Source organism: Gordonia alkanivorans (genome assembly GCF_004011905.1).
In the GTDB taxonomy this organism is placed as follows: domain Bacteria; phylum Actinomycetota; class Actinomycetes; order Mycobacteriales; family Mycobacteriaceae; genus Gordonia; species Gordonia alkanivorans.
The window spans coordinates 3572391-3592462 of record NZ_CP027114.1 but is presented as its reverse complement, the minus strand read 5'-3'; the positions used below and the strand labels follow the sequence as shown (position 1 = coordinate 3592462).

16 protein-coding genes and 4 pseudogenes are annotated in these 20072 nt (G+C 62.9%); 16 read left to right on the top strand and 4 right to left on the bottom strand.

Features of this window, described 5'->3' with window-relative positions; all coding sequences use genetic code 11:
* Nucleotides 1–53 precede the first annotated feature (53 nt).
* From C5O27_RS16355 to C5O27_RS23230, 8 genes are all read left to right on the top strand, one after another.
* On the top strand, nucleotides 54–1322 hold the full coding sequence (locus C5O27_RS16355) for a hypothetical protein (protein WP_127963153.1): 1269 nt from the start codon (nucleotides 54–56) through the stop codon (nucleotides 1320–1322).
* 328 nt (nucleotides 1323–1650) lie between these two features.
* Nucleotides 1651–2121 carry a hypothetical protein gene (locus C5O27_RS16350; RefSeq protein WP_227026573.1) on the top strand — a complete coding sequence of 157 codons (471 nt, stop codon included), beginning with the start codon at nucleotides 1651–1653 and terminating at the stop codon, nucleotides 2119–2121.
* A gap of 529 nt (nucleotides 2122–2650) precedes the next feature.
* Entirely contained in the window at nucleotides 2651–2878 is a 228-nt protein-coding gene (locus C5O27_RS16345; RefSeq protein WP_127963152.1) for a hypothetical protein, read from the top strand.
* Between the two features lie 27 nt (nucleotides 2879–2905).
* The gene (locus C5O27_RS16340; RefSeq protein ID WP_127963151.1) at nucleotides 2906–3184 is read left to right on the top strand and encodes a hypothetical protein; all 279 of its coding nucleotides are present in this window, start codon (nucleotides 2906–2908) and stop codon (nucleotides 3182–3184) included.
* Between the two features lie 98 nt (nucleotides 3185–3282).
* On the top strand, nucleotides 3283–4860 hold the full coding sequence (locus C5O27_RS16335) for a ParB/RepB/Spo0J family partition protein (RefSeq protein ID WP_127963150.1): 1578 nt from the start codon (nucleotides 3283–3285) through the stop codon (nucleotides 4858–4860).
* 216 nt (nucleotides 4861–5076) lie between these two features.
* A complete protein-coding gene (locus tag C5O27_RS16330) occupies nucleotides 5077–5331 on the top strand; it encodes a hypothetical protein (protein ID WP_127963149.1) in 255 nt (84 codons plus the stop codon).
* An 827-nt stretch (nucleotides 5332–6158) separates the two neighbouring features.
* Entirely contained in the window at nucleotides 6159–6584 is a 426-nt protein-coding gene (locus tag C5O27_RS16325; RefSeq protein ID WP_208651376.1) for an ArdC-like ssDNA-binding domain-containing protein, read from the top strand.
* 117 nt (nucleotides 6585–6701) lie between these two features.
* The gene (locus tag C5O27_RS23230) at nucleotides 6702–6920 is read left to right on the top strand and encodes a transposase (protein ID WP_244216531.1); all 219 of its coding nucleotides are present in this window, start codon (nucleotides 6702–6704) and stop codon (nucleotides 6918–6920) included.
* Nucleotides 6921–6971: 51 nt separating this feature from the next.
* On the opposite strand, the gene C5O27_RS16315 is transcribed toward C5O27_RS23230, so the two are convergent.
* Together C5O27_RS16315 and C5O27_RS16310 are read right to left on the bottom strand one after the other, a co-directional pair.
* Nucleotides 6972–10013, bottom strand: coding sequence for an MMPL/RND family transporter (locus C5O27_RS16315; RefSeq protein ID WP_127963148.1), 3042 nt, complete (start codon nucleotides 10011–10013; stop codon nucleotides 6972–6974).
* An 86-nt stretch (nucleotides 10014–10099) separates the two neighbouring features.
* Complete coding sequence (locus tag C5O27_RS16310) at nucleotides 10100–10726, bottom strand: TetR/AcrR family transcriptional regulator (RefSeq protein WP_127963147.1); 627 nt, start codon at nucleotides 10724–10726, stop codon at nucleotides 10100–10102.
* A 207-nt stretch (nucleotides 10727–10933) separates the two neighbouring features.
* On the opposite strand from C5O27_RS16310, the gene C5O27_RS16305 reads away from it, so the two are divergent.
* Nucleotides 10934–11410: a PaaI family thioesterase gene (locus C5O27_RS16305; RefSeq protein ID WP_127963146.1), complete on the top strand. Its 477-nt coding sequence runs from the start codon at nucleotides 10934–10936 to the stop codon at nucleotides 11408–11410.
* Here the strand turns inward: C5O27_RS16305 and C5O27_RS16300 are convergent.
* Nucleotides 11388–12491: an AraC family transcriptional regulator gene (locus C5O27_RS16300; protein ID WP_282579027.1), complete on the bottom strand. Its 1104-nt coding sequence runs from the start codon at nucleotides 12489–12491 to the stop codon at nucleotides 11388–11390. The two genes, C5O27_RS16305 and C5O27_RS16300, sit on opposite strands and share 23 nt — an antisense overlap.
* Before the next feature lie 60 nt (nucleotides 12492–12551).
* Between C5O27_RS16300 and C5O27_RS16295 the strand changes: the two genes are divergently transcribed.
* The 7 genes and pseudogenes from C5O27_RS16295 (at nucleotide 12552) to istB (ending at nucleotide 18867) form a co-directional block, all read left to right on the top strand.
* Nucleotides 12552–12872 carry a 2Fe-2S iron-sulfur cluster-binding protein gene (locus C5O27_RS16295; protein WP_127963145.1) on the top strand — a complete coding sequence of 107 codons (321 nt, stop codon included), beginning with the start codon at nucleotides 12552–12554 and terminating at the stop codon, nucleotides 12870–12872.
* A gap of 26 nt (nucleotides 12873–12898) precedes the next feature.
* Nucleotides 12899–14289: pseudogene (locus C5O27_RS16290) on the top strand (cytochrome P450).
* A pseudogene (locus tag C5O27_RS16285) lies at nucleotides 14286–14870 on the top strand (NAD(P)/FAD-dependent oxidoreductase); the annotation flags it as partial. The pseudogenes C5O27_RS16290 and C5O27_RS16285, both read left to right, overlap by 4 nt.
* Nucleotides 14867–15025: pseudogene (locus C5O27_RS23040) on the top strand (IS21 family transposase); the annotation flags it as partial. The pseudogenes C5O27_RS16285 and C5O27_RS23040, both read left to right, overlap by 4 nt.
* Nucleotides 15026–15079: 54 nt before the next feature.
* A pseudogene (locus tag C5O27_RS16280) lies at nucleotides 15080–16051 on the top strand (IS256 family transposase); the annotation flags it as partial.
* 519 nt (nucleotides 16052–16570) lie between these two features.
* A complete protein-coding gene (gene istA / locus C5O27_RS16275; RefSeq protein WP_127961568.1) occupies nucleotides 16571–18082 on the top strand; it encodes an IS21 family transposase in 1512 nt (503 codons plus the stop codon).
* Nucleotides 18079–18867, top strand: a complete 789-nt coding sequence (gene istB, locus C5O27_RS16270) for an IS21-like element helper ATPase IstB (RefSeq protein WP_006902471.1) — start codon at nucleotides 18079–18081, stop codon at nucleotides 18865–18867. The genes istA and istB overlap by 4 nt, the downstream gene beginning before the upstream one ends.
* Before the next feature lie 370 nt (nucleotides 18868–19237).
* Here istB and C5O27_RS16265 read toward each other — a convergent pair whose 3' ends face one another.
* Nucleotides 19238–19990: a TetR/AcrR family transcriptional regulator gene (locus C5O27_RS16265; protein ID WP_042378677.1), complete on the bottom strand. Its 753-nt coding sequence runs from the start codon at nucleotides 19988–19990 to the stop codon at nucleotides 19238–19240.
* Nucleotides 19991–20072: the final 82 nt, after the last annotated feature.

Genomic DNA, 20072 nt, shown 5'->3' with positions numbered 1-20072 from the left:
GCAGCACAAGAACACCGACGTTCACAGCTAGATAGTCGCTCTATCCTTTGTGGGTGACGAGATTCGACGAGACCTGGCACCGGTTGCTGAAATGGACAGCGGGGCAGACTCCGTCCGAGCGTCTGGCTGCGCTGGTCCTCGATGAAGAAGGGTACGAGAGTATCGACCCTTCCCATCCACTTGGCGGCAAGGACGGGGGTGCTGACGCCCTAGTCAAGAAGGACGGCGCGACATGGGTCATGGCGGTCTACTTTCCCCGGGACCAGCAGACCATCAAGACCATCACCGACAAGCTAGCCAGCGACATCGCGGCAGCCAAGAAGAAGGTTCCAGGACTCACCGGCCTGGTCTTCGTCACCAACCAGGAACTCCGACTAGCAGATCGTGAAACCCTCCGCGGTCTCGATCCGGACATCGACATCGACCTGATCCACCTCGAGCGACTGGCAACTATCCTCGACCGCCCCCGAATGTCTCCGGTGCGTGAACAGTACCTAGACATCTCCGCAGGCCCGCCCCCCATCCTTGTCTCAGCAGAAGTAGTCGGCGTCGCCCGAACGTTCGACTTTTCCGACCAGGTTCTCGAAAGCCTGATTGAGATCGAACGTGAGGCTTTAATCAAACAGCGTGACAAATTGATCGAACGCAGTAAGAAGCCACAGCGAGTACAGACCGCCATGACGCCAGGACTTCTCGAAGCCTTGGGCCTGGGTTTGTCCGAACCACATACCCAACCGCCGATGAGCGACGACGAGATTGCCCGCCGCGTTAACACACTGCGGGAGGAACTGACCTCCCGGTGGGGTCAATGTCAAGACTATCTGGCCGCGATCGCTTGGCCGGCACTCCATTTCGAGATCACGAACCAGGAAAAGTCTTTCCTCAACAATGTTCAGATCATCCTCACTTTTCATGGAGCGCGAGGACTGGAGTATGCCGCGATTGACACATTCAAATGGGAGAGACTGAAAGACCCATCCTGGGAACCCCCAGCGGGTCCCTTTGGTCATGTCGTACAGAACTTCCCGAGAATCAATCCGGCTGGATATCCAATCTCCTGGGATCACAACGAGGCCGGTGACCTCGTGGTCACGATCGACCTACCGGAACTTCGGCCCCATCCGCCGTGGCGCCACAACGGAAACGACGTGGTCCTGGTCGCGCGAGACCCTGCTGACACAGTTACAGTCACGTACACCGTGACAGCTCATGGGTACGGCACGTACTTCGAAAGCGATCCGATCGCTCTTCCCACTGAACACGTAGACATGTTCGACTCCGTTCAAGAAGCCCTCCGCGCCGTCGACCCCACGAACGACTGAGGGCGGTGCCAGCCAGGAACCGAGCGGGATCGATCCTCCCTTCTTGCAGATCTATCGTCCGCTCGGCAACGGCCGATGGTTGCAGATCGTGATTGACCGCACGGACAGTCCTGTGCCCAGGTGTGTCCGCAGGTGCACATTGGCTGCACAGGTCGGCCCGAGATGTCCAAGCTCTGCCGCCCGTCTTTGCGCATGGACACAAGCGCCTCCGCGCACTCAATCTAAAAGTTCCTATACCGCAACCGATTACACATACAGCACGCGAGGCCACCGAGCTCCGAAGTCGTCATCGGCAAAGTTGACGAACACCTGCAGTAGTGTGCGGCGCATGACAATGAAGACGATCTCCACTCGGGCTCTGGTCACCGTCGCAGCACTGTCGACACTGCTACTGGCAGTCCCTTCGACGGCATCGGCCGCCCCAGCACCACGACTCGGCGTCCTCGGAGACGACATCTGGGTCATGGGCAACAACGCCTTCTGCCACGGAGCCATCCACGTCGGAATCGACACCAACCCCGCCAAACGAGGCCAGGCCACCATCTCCCTCACCTCACGCGGATTCACCGGCACCCAACCCGCCTGGGGACGCAACCCCTCCTGCAAAGTCAACGTCGCGATCGGCTACTGGTCAGGCATCCAGTACCGCGAAAAAGTCGTACCGATGAACCTCGGCCCGCGGCCGCAAGCACCAGTTCGCGTGAACCTCAAAGGCGTTGGGCAGGGCATCAACCTCATGTCCTTCACCACCCACCCTAACCCGAATAAGGGCGTCTCCTACTACGTCCAAATCCCGTAGTAGCCCTGACACTAATCTCCCACCCGATACCCCCGGAAGCCACTGGCCTCCGGGGGTACTTGCTTCACAGGTCTGTGAGGTCAGACGACGACTGCGCTGCCTGGCAGCAGATACTCACCCGCCAGGACGACGAAGACTAGAGCTGCCGCGACACCAAGCCCTACCGGACTCGGCGCAGCTCCCGCACAATCACCTCTGCTGCCTGGTTCCGTCCGGCGTGCTCACCTCCCACAGAAGGGTGCCCGGCGGGTGCAGGCCGAGGTCTGTCTGCCAGGCTTCGCCGTCACCTAATCGGAGCGGCTACGCCGCGCTGTGACGCCCTTCGGGCGCAGTTGGTTTGCGTTGCATCGCCGCATTCTCTTACCTCCACTCCCGTGCCGCAAGGGTCGTGAAAAACTAATCCGCCCTGCGGGTTTCAGGCCTGCGGCCCGGATGACTTTTTCACTGTGAACACCCTTGCGGCCCAATCGCTTCGGCAAAGAGATGGCCGGTGCAAACGCAAACCAGCACTCACAACGGGAGGGTCACCATGAACATCGCCACCACCGTCTACCAGCTGTGCACCAGCTGCGCTGTCGCTGTCGCCTACGGAGACATGAGCGGCCTCGACACCGACAACGCCGCCGAGGTCCTGGCGTTCATGGCCGATCACGGCTACCTGGTGCCCGCCGACGACATCGACCCGCCCGGCTACTGGCTGTGCGAAGCCTGCGGACTCGACCAGCTCGGTCCAGGCCGCATCTTCACCCACGACTAGCCCCTGACCTGCGAAAGGAACCTCACAATGAATGCTTGGATCGCCACCAAAGACCCCGCCAAGGTCGACGCTTTCGCCGATCAGATCGCCGCGCACGAACCCCATCGCATTGAAGAGGTCGACGGTGACCGCGAGTGCGCGGTGTGGCTGTACGCCGTTGACCGCATCATCCGCGAGCGCACCGCAGGATTCGACCACCGCGACTTCCCCGATTGGGGATGGCGCGAGGTCTACGACGACGACTGGTCCCCCGCCGACGCCGCCGCCGACGCACTGGACGACTGGGAACAGTCCGGCGACCTTTAGAAGAGCTTCCGCGTCGCAAACCGGCACGCGGACAACAGAAAACCCGGCCAGGGACTAGCTGGCCGGGGTCTCACCCACCACAGTAAGGGAGAAACCCCATGACATACAACACAACCACCGCAGCGACCGGCGAGCTGCGCCACCTCGCCCCGGCCGATCTGGTCATCGACACCAACATCCGCACCGAAGCCGAAACCACCCTCACGCCTGAGTTCATCGACTCGGTCCGCGAGGGTGTCCGGCAGCCGATCCTGGCCGTCGAGATCGACGGGCAGGTGCGCGTGCGGGACGGGCAGCGCCGCACCCTCGCCGCCCGGGAGGCCGGTCTGGCCAGCGTCCCGGTCTACGTCGTGCCCGTCGCGACCGACGCCGACGACAAAGCGCTGACCGTGGACCGAATCTTGGACCAGCTCACCAGTTTCGAGCGCGAAGAACTGCGTGCATCAGACCGGGTGGCCGCGATCGAGCAGCTGGCGTTGGCCGGGATGTCGGCGACCAAGATCGCCAAGGCCACCCGCACCAAGAAGAAGGACGTGGACCACACCCTGGCGGTCGCGAAGTCGGCGACCACCCTCGACCTGCTCGACCAAGGTGCAGGGCTGACGTTGGAGCAGTCGGCGACGCTGGCGGCCTACGACCACGACCCCGAGGCCCAGCAATGGCTCATCACCGCCGCACACAGCGGACGGTTCGAGTTCCAGGCCAAGGTACTGGCCGAGGCTGACGAGCGGCCCGCCCTGCTGGCCCAGGTCGCGGCCTACGCGGCTGAGGGGATCGCTGCGGTGACCCGCCAACCCAGCTACAACCAGGCCCGCAGGATCGACCGGTTGGAGACCGCCGACGGTGCTGCAGCCCGGATCGAGGACATGCCGGTCGAGAACCGTCTGGCCTATGTGTGGGCCGATGACACCGAATCGTGGACCGACGCCGAGGGCAACGAGGTTCCCGAACACGTCATCGACTTCGACCTGCTCGACGGCGACGAAGACGCTCCCGCCGACGACCAGCCAGAGGACGGGTTGCTCGACCCGCGCACGCTGACCCGCCACGTCACCCGCGAGGTCGAAACCACCTGGTATGTGCTGGGCAGCGACGACCTCGGACTCACCGAGCGTGCCTACAGCTACAGCACCCCGAGCAATGCGGCCACCTCCGGCGAGGTCAGCGCCGCCGAGAAGGAGGCGCAGAAGCAGGAACGTCGCCGGGTGCGAGTCCTCAACGCCGCCAGCGCGACCGCCCGCGAGGTGCGGATCGAGAAGCTGACCGCGTGGCTGGCCCGCAAAACCCTGCCCAAGGGCAGCGCCCCGAAGGTCGCGACGTTCATCGCGACCTCGATGCACGCCCATCACGACATGTTCGGCGCGAACAGCATGCAGGGCAACGCCGCCGAGATCGCCGCGACGATCCTCGGTGGCCAGCCCGCCGACCTGTTGGAGCAGGCCAGCACCGCTGACCGCGCCCAGATCGTCGGACTCGGGATCGCTCTGGCGTCCCGGGAGGCGCACATGTGGAAAGACGCCTGGCGCAACGTGACCGACCGGGACTACCTCGGCAGCTACGTCCGCGCTCGCGCCGACTACCTGCGATTCCTGGTCGAGGTCACCGGCTACACCCTCTCCGACGTCGAGCACGTCATCGCCGGGGAGAAAGACGCCGCCGACGTGCCGCTCGACTAGACCCCTCACGGTGGGCCGCGACCCTCGCGGTCGCGGCCCACCAACCCCCGACCGGACTACCCCGAACAGGTGACACCATCACCATCACCATGACCATCGCACCATCACCATGACCATCGCCGGCGAACTGTTTCCCCGCTGCGCCCTACCCGGCTGCGCGAACCCCCGACACCCAAGGCCACCCCCTGCGGCCAATGCCGCCGCGACTTCGGCCCGATGCTGCGCCACAACCCCGACGGGCAACCGATGACCGCCGACGACCAAACCACCCGCGACCAGGCGATACGCACCGCATATCGCGCCCAGGCCAACGTCCGCCTCGAGGCAGCCGCCGACCGGCTGCGTGCCGTCGAGGCCAAGGCGAGCAGCCCAAACCCGGCCAAACGTGCTGGCTGTTCGAACAACGCCGCCTGTGTGTCCTCATCGCCCGGCCAGTGGGAATGCCGCGACTGCCGACAGATCACCGGCTGAACCGCGCACCAGGCGGCTACCGCCCGTTCTCCGCTGCGCTCCGCTCGTGCGCTCCAACCACTTTCACTCGCTACGCTCGTACGACGAAAGTGGCTTCCGGCGCGCCTGCCTCTTCGGGGTTGACGGCCAACCCCCGCCGGTCCCCCAGGTCTCTCGACGTCCGCCACACCGGCCGGACCACAACGAAGGGACTCCTCATGGATTACATCGCTCACACCGTCACCGCCGCCGCCGAGGGCAGCGTCGCCCGCATCCTCTGGGCAGCAGCCGACCTCGCCGCCACCAACCCCGAGACGGTTGACCCCATCCACGACGCCGGACTCCACATCATCGCCGCCGGGCAGACCACAGCCCGACGGGGCACCGCCGCCATCGAGCTCGCCACGATGGTCGCCGCCGACTGCCACCCCGGCTGGCCGCCACGATCGGGACCAACGACGACTGGGCCGCCTGGCAGCAGGTACTCACCGAGCCCTGGCCCATCCTCGCCGACGCCGCAGGCATCGCCGCCCGGATCGCCGGCCTCGAAGCCCACATCACCCCGGGACGCTGGACCCTCTGACCGGGCAGCGGTCGGGGTCGCCACCACGGCGGCCCCGGCCCGAGGTCTGTGTCGTCCTCGACTACTCGACTACTGGACTACTCGACCAGTCGGCCCGAGACCGAACGACAGATCAGCGGAGCGGCTACGCCGCACCCACCTGAACTGGGGTTGCTTTGCTGACCCCCACCAGTCTCTTACCTCTGGTCGGCGCGGCGACAAGGGCCGCGAAAAACTGGCCCGCCCTACGGGTTACAGACCTGCGGCCCGGGCATCATTTGGCGTTGTGAACACCGTTGCACCGGCCTCCCGCCTGGCAACGCGATGGCAGGTGTCACGCAAAGCACCGGCCCGCCGAGGCCGACACCGCAGGGAGGCACCCACCCAGGCCCGTACCGCCACCACCAGCCGCGAAGACCGCGCCGCCGCACACCGCGAACTCGCCGCGCAACTGCACGTCACCATTACCGACACAGTCGCCGCACTCACCGACACCGCTGAATGGGCCGCATTCTTGGATTACGCCACCACGTTTCACGCCTACAGCCTCAACAACCTGATGTTCATCCTCGCCCAGCGCCCCGACGCCTCCCAGATCGCCGGATGCAACAAGTGGCTCAAACTCGGCCGCCACGTCCGCAAAGGCGAAAAGGTGATCTGGATCAGCAAGGCGCGCCGCCGCGGCCTCGCAGACCTTGACCTTGCCTGGTGAGGTGACCACGGCACTGCTGCAGCACGGCGGTGACCTCCCGGATGGCGCTCACTCGCCAGATCGCCGAGCTGGACAAACAGATGACCAAGGTGTTTCGCCTACGCCGGCCTAGCGCCGGTGCCGCATCATTCAGGCAACCGGCGCGGCGCCTTGCGCAGACCGCAGCGTTACCCCCGCGGTCTGCGCAAGGTGTTCTACATGGCGGCACTGAACACCTCGCAACGCGACGGGCCCTCCTGTGAGTTCTACCAGCGTCAACGACGCGAGGGGCGCTCGCACGTGGGTCGGGTGTGGTGCCGCGCCCGACCGTCGAGCGGGTGTCAGTCGATGAGGTAGGCGCGATGGCTGGATGACTGGCTGGGCCGGTCAGATTCGTTAGATGTGTTGCTAGCGGGATGCTGGACGCGTGTCGGTTCGGGTACTCGGCCACCAGCTTGCTCTACCGACAATTGTGGCGATGGTGGGCACGACGATGGTGCGCACAATGAAGGTGTCGAGCAAGAGACCAATGCCGATGATGAGTCCGACCTGGGTCATGATCGAGATGGATCCGGCCATGAGTCCGAACATGCTGGCAGCGAAGATGAGTCCGGCCGAGGTGATGACCGATCCGGTGTTGGTGACGGTTCGCAGGACCCCGATGCGGATGTTGTTTTGGGATTCTTCGCGTAGGCGAGAGATGAGAAGCATGTTGTAGTCGGCGCCAACCGCGACGAGGACTATGAAGGCCAGTAGTGGCACGGGCCAGGCGATATCGGTTTTGAGAATGTGTTGAAAGATCAGGACGCCGATACCCAGTGCCGCGGTGTAGTTGAGAACGACGGTGCCCAGAAGGTATAGCGGCGCGATGAGTGCGCGGAGCAGGAGGATCAGGATCAGGCCGACGATAGCGAGGGTGGCCAACGCTAGGAGTCGAAAGTCATCGGCGAGTAGACGTTGCAGATCGGCGTTGATGGCGGGGAACCCGGCTATCGCGATGTTGGAGTCCTGCAGGGTTGTGTTCGGTCTCGCGGCGCGTGCGACATCGGTGATTGTGGCAGCCAGCTGCATGGCCTCGGTGCTGTAGGGGTCGAAGCTGGTTTGTATTGCGTAACGCACGGTATGGCCGTCGGGCGAGACGAACTGGCGAGCGACATCGACGAAACGGCGGTCTGAGTTGGCCTGAGGTGGGAGGTAGAAGCCGGTTGCGGAGTCTGTTCCGGAGGTCTCGCGGGCGGAGGTTTGTAGCTGTGTGGCTAGCGCGGCCATCCCGGCGAGTTGTTGCAGGTTGCTGTCGATCAGCGCGGACACACCGGCGGCCAGCTGTCGTGATCCCGCCGCGAGTTGACTGATACCTGTTTGCAGTTGGGTGAGCTTGCCGGGAAGGTCTTGGCTGTTGATGCTTCCCAGCGTGGAGCCCAGGGAGTTGGCGGTGGAAGTGAGTTGATCGGTGATCGTTGCGATCGGTGTATCCAACTGCGCGAGTTGTGTTGACAGCGTGGTGAGCTGGTCGAGGGGTCCGTTGTTCAGCGCGGCGTCGAGATTGCGGGTCTGCGCGCGGAAAGCTTCGCACTGCGGGACTTGGGTGCACCAGGGCGCATTATCGAGGATTGGCAGGATCGAGGTCACTGTTGCCAGGGCTGCAGATGTTTGGCGAGTGAGCGCGGCCAGCTGTGGGGCATTCTGAGAAGCGCGATCGAGTGCTGGTGCGGAGGCGGCGAGTTGGCGTAGTAGTGGCTGGTACTGCTGAATCTGTTGCCCAGTTGTGCTCGCCTGATCGAGGATGCCGGCCAGCGGTGCCAAGTTGGTGCGTACCTGGGTGTCGAGCTGAGTAAGCCCGTCAGCGAGTTGAAATGCGCCTGTACGTAGCTGCTCGAGGTCACCTCGGCGGTTCTGGCCATCGTCGACCGCACTCGTCAACCGGTTCCCGATCTGGCCGTTCTGCCAGGACAACTCAGCTTGCTCGAGCTTGTCCCCGGTGGGACGTGTAACGCCGATGACTCGAGTCACTCCTGGGATCTGGGATACACGTGAGGCCATCTGCTCAAGATCGGCCAGCCCGCTGGCAGTACGGAGATCAATCGGCGCATCTACAACGAGGAACTCAGTGATAGTGACGTCTTGAGGGAAATGACGGTCGAGCAACGCGTAGCCTTCGTTGCTGTCGGTTGTCGCGGGTTGCCCCTCACGATCGTCGAAGGTGATCTGGATGCCCATCGCGAAGACGCTGAGCACGACCAGCCCGACCAAGGTCAGTGCCAGCAGCGGCACAGGACGCCGAACGACGAGCACGGCGACGCGATTCCAGTACTTCCGCGTCAGATCTCGTCGGGGTGCGCCCCAGCCGAATCGTGCCGCCCACAGCAACACCGGTGGTAACAGGGTGATCGTGGCGAGGAATCCGATGAGGATGGCGATCGCGCATGCCGGACCCAAGGTGGAGAACACGCTGAGCTGACCAAATACCATCGCCAAAAAGGCCAGTGCCACCGTGGCAGCTGAAGCCAGGATGACCCGTCCAATGGTTGCTGTCGCGTCCACGAGAGCAACCTCAGTGGTGGCGCCCTGGCGCAGCCGTTCGTGATAGCGACTGATGAAGAAGACTGAGTAGTCGACCCCTGCTCCAAGCAGAATGACGGTCATGAACGCGACGGTGAACTGCGACACCGGCATACCGAGCTCGCCGAGCGCGGACAAGATGCCACGGCCCACGCCGAGGCTGACGCCGATCACCAACAATGGCACCAGCGCGGTGAACAGCGATCGGTAAACGACCAACAGAATGATCGCGATAAGCGCCACCGTCGCCAGAGTGATCACGACTAAATCGCTTTCAGCACTCACGATCTGATCACTGAAAGTGGCCGTCGGCCCGGTGACATGAACAGTGGTGCCAGTACCCTCAAACACGCGATGCGCGGTTTGGCGCACGGTCTCCACAGCATGAGTGGCCGTTGGCCCCCCCAATGTTCCAGCTACCCCGACAGGCAGGTACCAGGCTTGCCCATCCTCACTCAACGCCTGACCGGCCGTCGTCGGATCGGAAAGCAAATCCCGCACCGACTGCACATCGTCGAAATTTTCGCGCAACTGCAGAACGAGCATGTCGTAGCGCTCCCGCGCCACGTCGGTGAACCCATTCGGATTCTCCATGGTCACGAGAACAGTGGTCTTGGCGCCCTTCTCGCCGAACGCGCCACCCATCTGATCGAGTGCTCGAAACGATGGAACCCCAGCAGGGATCGGATCAACCGACTGCTGCCGCACCACCGTCTCCAACTGGGGAAACAGAATCGCCAAGACGACACCCACGGCCACCCACACCCCGATGACGAGAGGTCTGTGCGCCAAGGTGAACCGCGCCAACCGTCCCAGTGTTGTGCTGTACTCGCTGCGCTCCACCAACCGGCGCGCCGTCAAGCGCCCATCACTCGGACGTTGGACCACCATACGCAGCACCTCACCCTCGACCCAGCCCGCTTCTGAAACCGGCAGTAGCGTTACGGTACTAGCAGTAGCGTGGATGTGGAAGGGGGTTAGGTAATTTGGTGCCGCCGGTGGGCCGTGAGGAAATCGTCGACAAGTTGTTCGAGATCGCCAACGGTCATCGACCGAATACCCGTGAGCTTGGCAAAGATAAGGGGGCCTGCCAGCTGAGTGACTGCCATGGTCAGATCGAAGTTGTCGAGCTCAGCCGTGGCCACATCGGTCGTTAAAACTCGATCGAATGGCTCTCGATACTGCTCGACGACTCGACGGCGCAGTGGCGCGAGCGCGTTCTGCTCCCCGTCGGATTGCTCGGATTGCCCGGGTTGTTCGGGAAGCATTGCCAACCATGCCAGCGTCGTCAACTGCAGCGGTGCCTGCTCGATTAGTTCAGCTTGCCGCTGCATCAGCTTTAGCAGGTCATCGCGGATCGACGTCGTCATCGCGGGGGTCTCGGCCTGGGGTAACAACCGCTCGAAAGCAGCCGCCACCAGATCTGTGGAGCTCTCGAAGTGACGATACAAGGTAGTGCGAGCAACACGAGACAGTCGAGTGACCGCCTCCACGGTAACGGCTTCGACCCCGCCGCTGTTCAGCAAGGTCACAGCGGCATCCAACAAACGCTGGCGCGACCGAACCCGCCTCGGGTCAACATCGTCGGAATCGATGGTTTCCACCCTGGCCACTCCCTATGAAACCAAAATCAAGAACCTCTGACTCCACAACAATACCGTCGGTAACAGAACGAAACAGCCAGTGGCGGTACCGATGGAAGGCTCGAGGGGGGGCCTTATGAGTGGCGCCACGACTGTGGCACTGTCGTCAACAGTACCGTCTGTAGCGCTTCGCTACTAAGATGAGCGGCGACCAAGGATGATCCCCCCATGACAGCACCCATCAAACTGCCCGCGCACTCCCCTCACTGCATGGGCTGCGGGCCTGAGAACTGTAGCGGCCTGCAACTTGTGGCCTACCGCGACGATGACCAGGTTTACGCCAATCATTCATTTACCGAAAAGCAGGTGGGCGGACCGGGTTTGGCGCACGGTGGGGCTATCTCAGCAGCGTGCGACGACATCATGGGTTTCACCCTGCATCTTGCCGGCACCCCCGCGGTCACCCGCACACTTACCGTCAGGTACCGTCGGCCGGTGCCTCTGCACGTACCTGTGCGGCTCACCGCGTGGATAGTTGAGAGCGCCGATCACCTGCTACACATCGAAGCGACCGGGACGATCGAGCAACAGGTCTTCTTCTCTGCTGTTGGCGAGTTCGCGAAAGTGGATTTGGCGCACTTCCAGCGGTATGCAGATTCGTCTATTGTCGACAGCTTCTTTGTCAATTTTCTACGCCCGGACTGACAACGTCAGGGGCTGCCGATTGTCGACGTTGTTGACCCGCACGGGTGTGTCGGAAGTGCGACGGAGAGCAGCCGACCCAACGTGTGAACGCGTGGGAGAAGCTCGCAACATCGCAGTACCCCAGTTCGGCGGCGATTTGACCAACTCCTACTCTGGGATCATCCAAGAGGCGGACGATGGCACGCTCCCTCATGAACTCCTGCCGCAGGCGACGCAATGTGGTGCCTTCGGCCTGGAGGTGGCGCTTGAGCGTACTCACTGAGACCGCCAGCTCTCCGGCGATCTGATTGCTGTCGATTCGAGCAGGGCCTGTCTCGAACTGAGCGCGGACGAGCTGCGTATATGAGCTACTGTGCCGCTGGTTGAAAACACGTCGCAGTTCAGCGATACCGACCCGGTAGGCGACGGGGTCCGAGAAGCGGCACACCTCATGGAGCACGTGAGCCGGAATCTGCACGAACGATGCCGGTGCATCAAAGACAAGCCGGTGCGCGACGTCCCCTTCGTTTGGCGGCGCGGTCGGTGCTGGGCAGGTCAGGTGTAATTCCACCGACGGGACAGCACCGGCAAGTATCTCCACCAGGCGTAGTACGGCCAGGCCCCCGTAGGTGACGGCGAAGCAGTCAGTACCGGCGCTGTCGGTGCGCCCAGCAAGAGTGATGGTCAGACCAGTGTCGCCATGGTGAAAATCTGCGCTCAGCGCGGTTGTGATCAAGGGCAGGAATCGAAGCAGCTCAACGATTTCAGCGACAGACCCAGCGCTGACCAGCGGCAGGCTCAGTGGGCCGAAAGAAGTTAGCTGGGCGTGTTCGGCGAACGCGACACCCAGCCGAAATCCGTCGCGGGGTCCCATATTTGGGTAGACCTCACGAAACCACCGCACCGGCACTTGCGCCTCTCGCTGTATCAGCGATCTGAGGTCGACGTGCTCCCTGATCATGATTCGGCTGAACGCTCGGGTCTCCTCCTCCCCCAGCGCACCGCAGTCGAGGAGCTGCGCGAACGCCAAGGGGGGCACCCCAGGTTCAAGAGGAGGGATCACAGTGAGCCAAATTAACAACTCATTGCGACGTTGGACCATGGATTGGGTGAACCCGATGCGTCCAGACTCGAGGAAGCACTCACGATCAAGGAGGCGGCCATGGCCACGATCACCTATGTCACCCATGACGGAGACAACTATCCCGCCACGCTGACGCCTGGCAAGTCATTGATGCAAACCGCAGTGGACGAGGCGGTTCCGGGAATCGACGGGGACTGCGGCGGTGAGGCGGCCTGCGGGACCTGCCATGTCATCGTCGACGCGGCGTGGATTGACACCGTCGGCCTTTGCACCGAGGTCGAGGAGGAGATGCTCAGTATGCACCCGGAACGCGAAGCGAATTCCCGACTGTCGTGCCAGATGGTGGCGTCCGACGAATGGGACGGCCTGGCGGTCCGCCTCCCCGAATTTCAACTCTGACCCCGGACAGCCCACAGGAGCATCGCATGAACATCGCAGCCACGGTCACACAGAAGGCGCAGTCCCTCATTCCGATCGATCTGCAGATCCGCGGTGCGCATCTGTACGACAAGACGCGGCGAGTGGTCACGCGTACCGATGGGCAGACGATGTTCACTGAGACACCGATCCCCCCCGTCGACGAGGTCGATCTTCTCGACATCGATCTGAGCAACCCGTTCCTCTACCGCCAGGGCAAATGGCGCTCGTACTTTGAGCGCGTCCGCAATGAGGCGCCCGTGCACTACCAGGCGCACAGTCCCTTCGGTCCGTTCTGGTCAATCACCCGCCACGCCGACATCATCGCTGTCGATAAGAACCATAAGGCGTTCTCCGCCGAGCCATTTATCATCATCGGTAGGCCGCCGCGATTCATGGACATCGCAATGTTCATCGCGATGGATCCCCCCCGGCACGATCAGCAGCGAGCCGCCGTCCAAGGAGTCGTCGCCCCAAAGAACTTGCGCGAGATGGAGGGGCTCATCCGCTCCCGCGTCAAGGACGTTCTCGACGGTCTGCCGAGCAACGAACCGTTCGACTGGGTCAAGAACGTGTCGATCGAACTGACCGCACGCATGCTCGCCACCCTGCTCGATTTCCCTACGAGCAACGTCACAGGTTGGTCGAGTGGTCCGACCTCGTCACCTCGATGGAGCAGGCCAACGGCGGACCCTCAGACAACGACGAGGTGTTTCGCGAAATGGTGGCCATGGCGCAGGGTCTCAGCGCCCTGTGGCGGGACAAAGCCGCACGGACCGCGGCCGGAGAGGAGCCCGGCTTCGATTTGATCACCATGCTGCAGAGCAACGACGACACCAAGAATCTCCTCGACGATCGCCCGATGGAATTCCTTGGAAATCTGGTGCTACTGATCGTCGGGGGCAACGACACCACCCGGAACTCCATGAGCGGCGGAGTCCTGGCGCTCAACGAGTTCCCCGACCAGTTCGCGAAGCTCAAGGCCAATCACGACCTCGTCCCCAACGCGGTGTCGGAGATTATCCGGTGGCAGACGCCCTTGGCATATATGCGGCGCATCGCCAAGACCGACGTGATGATCAACGGTCAGTTCATCCGCAAGGGCGACAAAGTCGTGATGTGGTACGCGTCTGGAAATCGCGACGAGCGCGTGTTCGAACGCCCCGACGAGCTCATCGTCGACCGCTCCAACGCCCGTAACCACATCGCTTTCGGATTCGGCGTGCACCGATGCATGGGCAACCGGCTCGCCGAGCTCCAGCTTCGCATCCTCTGGGAGGAACTCCTGCAGCGTTTCGACAACATCGAAGTGGTGGGCACCCCCGAGTACGTCCAGTCGAATTTTGTTCGCGGTATCAGCAAGATGATGGTGCGCCTGACACCCAAGGAGGATTCGTGACAGCAAATCGCGCGGTCATCGTCGGCGCCAGCCACGCGGGCGCTCAGCTCGCGGGCAATCTCCGCAAGGAGAAGTGGGATGGCGACATCCTGCTCATCGACGATGAAGGCAGGTTGCCCTACCAGCGCCCGCCCTTGTCGAAGGCGTACCTGGCTGGTACCTCGGAACTCGATGATTTCGCGATCCGCGGACGGCAGTTCTACGAGCAACAGAGCATCGAGCTCGACGCCGAGACTGTGATAGCGATCGACCGCGATGCACGCTCCGTCACCATGGGCAGCGGGAACGTAGTCACCTACTCCCGGCTGGCCATCTGCACGGGCGCGCGTGCCCGCCAACTGCCGGTGCCCGGCGCTGAACTCGCAGGCGTCCATTCTCTGCGCACTGCGTCCGACGTTGAGGCCATCCGTGCTGCGGCCGTACAGGGCCGGAGAGTCGTCATCGTCGGGGGTGGCTACATCGGTCTGGAAACGGCCGCTTCACTACGTGCTCTGGGAGTGGAGGTGACTGTTCTTGAAGCCGCAGCACGCGTCCTCGAACGGGTTACGGCACCAGTGGTGTCGGCGTTCTTCGATCGGATCCGGCTGATCGTGTGGTCTATCGGCCCGGCGGGTGCTCGCAGTGGGACCTGTGGTTCCCCGATTATCGAATCCCATTGGGCCATGGCCAGTTCGGCATTCTTCCGGTCCTGGTGATGACGTTGGCGTTCTCCCGGTACCGGTCGGCAGTGATGATCGGGGGTGTCAGATGGTCTGTGTAAGTCCAGTGCTCATCAGTGAGAGGAAGATCTATGAGCATGGCGTTAGACGACAAGCAGCAGGGCCACGACGACGAGCAGTTGCCTGAACTGGCCGAGCCGCGCTCGACCGCGGAAGTCGCCGAGGCATTACAGGCCTCGGGCATGGTCGATGAGCTGCTCGCCCAGATCGATACCGGCCAGGTCCAGATCACCGGCGAAGGCGGGTTGATCCCAGGTCTGATCAAACTGGCCCTCGAACGCGGTCTGAAGGCCGAGCTGACCGATCACCTCGGCTATGCCAAGGGCGATCCGGCCGGGCGGGAGTTGCCCAACGCCCGTAACGGGTCGAGCCCGAAAACGGTGGCCTCGGAGGCCGGGCCGGTCGAGCTGAACATTCCTCGTGACCGTGACGGCACGTTCACCCCGCGGCTGGTCCCGAAGGGCTCGCGCCGCCTCGGCGGCCTCGACGACATCATCATCTCGCTCTACGCCGGCGGCATGACGTTGCGCGACATCCAACACCATTTGGCCTCCACGATCGGCACCGATCTCTCGCACGAGACGATCTCGAAGATCTGCGACGAGGTCCTCGACGCGGTCGATGAATGGCAGAACCGGCCGCTGGAGCCGTTGTATCCCGTCATCTACCTTGACGCCCTGGTGGTGAAGGTCAAAGACGGCGCCCATGTCCGAAACAAGCACGCCCACATTGCTATTGGCGTCGATATGGCCGGCGTCAAGCATGTGCTGGGAATCTGGATACAGGCCGAAGAAGGCGCCAAGTTCTGGGCCGGGGTGTGTGCGAATCTGGCCAACCGCGGCGTCAAGGACGTGCTGATCGTGTGCTGTGACGGGCTCACCGGATTCCCCGAAGCGATCGAGGCGACCTGGCCGCTGGCCACCGTGCAAACCTGTGTGGTGCATCTGATCCGCAACTCGATGCGGTTCGTGAACTACAAAGACCGCAAAGACGTCGCTCGGGCGATTAAACCGATCTACACCGCCCCCGACGCCGAGACCGCACCGGCGATCAAGCAACCGGTGACCTGGCCGGTGCGGCCCATCGAGCGGCCACGAGGTGGACGGCAATCGCACGTGCAGCGGTGCAGAAGGACTCGACCGCACCCGATCGGCTCCGTTGCGTGATCGGTCTTGCTGCGGCTTTGCCTGAGTTCGAGGCGGATCTTGCGATGTCACTGGAACGTGCCGCCAAGTCCTTGACACTGAGCAGGTGAGCAGTCGACAGCTCACGCGGTGACTCACCGATCTAGATCGTCCTGATCGATCCACCATCGCGTCGCTGAGAAACCGGCACCCAAGATGGGCATCACAGTCGGAGACACGAGGGGATTCATCCGCGCCGGCTTTGCAGACCGCCTGTCCATGGCCATGAGAAAGTCCCCACTGGTGGCCAGGTCGAGGTCCCCGCTGGTGGCCAGATAAAAGTCCCCACCCTGTGTTCGTCGTGTCGACCCGGAACTGAGGGCCCAGGCGATGACGGTGAAGGTGCCAACCGATCACTGTCACCGCCTGGGAGTTCCATTGAAGTCTGCGAAGGACCGTATGGACATCATTTCTGCTTACCGAGAACTCGGAAGCTATCGCGCCGCCGCCGAGGTGTGCGGCACCACCCACAAGACCGTCAAGCGTGTGGTCGACCGGTTCGAGGCCGACGATCAACCACCAGATCGCATGGTACGGGCCCGCAACTACGACACCGTTGCCGAGCTGGTCGCTGAGCGAGTCGAGCGGTCGCGCGGCCGGATCACCGCGAAACGTCTGCTATCAGTAGCGCGAGCGGCGGGTTATGCAGGCTCGGCCCGCAACTTCCGTCGTCTCGTCGCTCAGGAGAAAACACAGTGGCGCCGTGACCATCATCGTGGGCGTCGCCCGGCAGTGTGGGCTCCGGGTGACTACCTGGTCATCGATTGGGCCGTGATCGGCGGGCTACACATGTTCTGCGCGGTGTTGGCGTTCTCACGCTGGCGGTTCGTTCGGTTCGCCACCAACGAAACATCCACCACCACACTCGGATTCATCGCCGAGGCGTTGGAAGAGATCGGTGGAGTACCCAACAAGGTACTCGCTGATCGGATGGGCTGCCTCAAAGGTGGGGTCGTCGCCAACGTCGTCGTACCGACCCCCACGTATGTGCGGTTTGCCACCCACTACGGGTTCGCCCCGGACTTCTGTCACGGCGCCGATCCGGAATCGAAAGGGATCGTGGAAAACCTGTGCGGGTACGCGCAGTCGGATCTGGCGCAACCGTTGTGGACCGAAGCCAAGATCGCCGCAGGTCGTGACGACGTGCAGCTGGATGTGCACGCAGCGAACCGGGCCGCGCGGGACTGGTGTGTCGAGGTCAACACCCGCCGCCACAGCGACACACTGTGCGTGCCTGCTGAGCAACTCGATGTGGAACGAGAAGTGCTGTCGAAGTTGCCATCTCTGCGGGCCCAAGTCGGTCCACCGCCGGTCACCCGTAAGGTCGATCGCCTCTCGTGTATCCGGTACGCCTCGGCCCGCTACTCGGTACCCAACCGGCTCATCGGCACCACCGTGACCCTCATCCAGGACGGTGAGCGGCTCCTGATCGCCGAACCCGCCTCCGGTGAGATGGTTGCCGAACATCTGCTGGCCGCACCCGGAGAGGTCGTCCTCAACGACGACCACTACGGGGGGCCACGCACACCGCCCAGTCGTGCACCACGACCCAAAACTGCGGTGGAGAAACAGTTCTGCGCTCTCGGTGAGGTTGCTGAGCAGTTCCTGGTCGGTGCCGCGGCGATCGGCAACACCCGCCTGGGCGGTGAACTCGATGACATCCTCGGCCTGGTCACCTCCCACGGCCATCAACAGGTGCTCACCGCTCTGACCAGGGCGGTGGCGTTCCGACGGTTCAAGGCCGCCGATGTGCGTTCGATCCTCGATGCCGGAGCCGGCACCCCCAACCCGCGACCGGCCGGCACAGCACTGCTCGGGCATCTGCCTACCGCGCCCACCCGCTCGCTGGATGCCTACAAGCTCGGCGCCGGCGACAAGGAGGTGTCATGACCACCACAACATCGACATCAGTTGCACCCCAAACAGTGCCGCCACTACCGGCCGACCTCGACCACGCGCTACGCCGATTGAAACTGGCCTCGATCCGCCGCACCGCACCCGAGGTGCTGCTCACCGCGAAAACTCAGCGGTGGACACCCGAAGAAGTACTGCGGACCCTGGTCGAAGCCGAGATCGCCGCTCGTGATGCCTCCAACATCCGCAACCGACTCAAAGCTGCCGGGTTCCCGCTCACCAAAACCCTGGAATCGTTCGACGTGGCCGCATCGTCCATCCCGGCCAACACCTTCGAATACCTGTCCTCGCTGGAATGGGTTCGGGCCCAACACAACCTGGCCTTGATCGGCCCAGCCGGGACTGGCAAGAGTCACACCCTGATCGGGCTGGGGATCGCCGCAGTGCACGCCGGACACAAAGTGCGGTACTTCACCGCCGCCGACCTCGTGGAGACCCTGTATCGCGGGCTGGCCGACAACACCGTCGGCAAAACCATCGACACCCTGCTGCGCCAAGATCTGCTCATCCTCGACGAGATCGGATTCGCCCCGCTCGACGACACCGGCACCCAACTGCTATTCAGGCTCGTCGCCGGCGCCTACGAACGCCGCTCTCTCGCGATCGCCAGTCACTGGCCCTTCGAACAATGGGGACGCTTCCTGCCCGAACACACCACCGCCGCCAGCATCCTCGACCGACTCCTACACCACGCCACCATCGTCATCACCGACGGCGACTCCTACCGCATGACACACCGAACGGAGGTACCACCCACCTAAAACATCCCGCACAGGGTGGGGACTTTTACCTGGCCACCAGCGGGGACATCAAACTGGCCGTTGACACCGCCAGCGAATTCGTTCGAACGATGCCCACTCGCGTCTGACCGGATGCACGACTGCGGTTCATTCCCGCTCCCGCCTGTCATGACAGCATCTCTGCCCCCGGCTGGTGCATTAATCTTGTTTGGATCGCGTAGTGCACGGTGTGGCCATCGCGGGGAGACAAATTGGCGGACGACACCAATCTTCGATGCTGTTGAAGGCCGACTTTCCACACACCGCAGTCAGGACTTGTGGGATACACATCGTTTTGAGTGAGCTGTCGTGCCACGTGCGTGACAACAGGCGGACCACTCGTGCGGGGTGATTAGACGGGGTCGACGCGAGTGGCGAATGCAGGGTCTCCGAAGGGCCTGTCTCTATGAAAGCGAACGCCCACCGTGGCCGCAGCGCCGTCAATAATCCCCCACGAGGTCTGGCACAGGTGCGCGGCAAACAAGTCCCTGCTCATTCCATTCTGCCGACCGTGATCGATCCACCACTGGGTCGCTGATAGACCAGCCCCTAGGATAGAGGCCACTGCTACGGCGACGAGGGACTCGTCGGCGCCGACCTCTCGGAGGCCACGAGCGAACTCGTCAGAAATAATCTCCATTGCCGATCTCAGCTGATCTGCGGCCCCTCCCTCGCCGGACTCAGAGTACTGGAACATGTGATTCGTCATGAGGAAACGGACGACCGCCGGATGGTCGTCGACCAAGGATACGTATGCAGAGATCGCTGAACGGAAAAGCTCGTCAACGGAGCTGTCTTCCTGTCCGGAGAGCAGAGTTGACTGCGCTGACTCCCACATCATCGAACCCAGACGTGCTGCCACGGCGGAATAGAGCCCAGCTCTGTCACCGAAATGGCGGTAGAGCTTAGGTTTCGACGCACCTGCCTCTTCCGCAAAATCGTCCATGCTCACAGCATCGCCGAACTTTTCGATCGCGCGTATAGCCGCGTCGACGAGTTCAGCCTTAACGACAGCGCGGTGGTCGTCCCAACGCGTGCTTCGTGCGTCGCGCACACGACGCTGCACTTTCACCGGGGCCGCGGAGATTCGACGGACTACAGACATGGCCTCCTAGGTTATCAGGATGGACGACTCGTCGCGCCGGTGAGCACGTGGCGCCCGCGTGGCCGAGGCATTGGTTGATGAG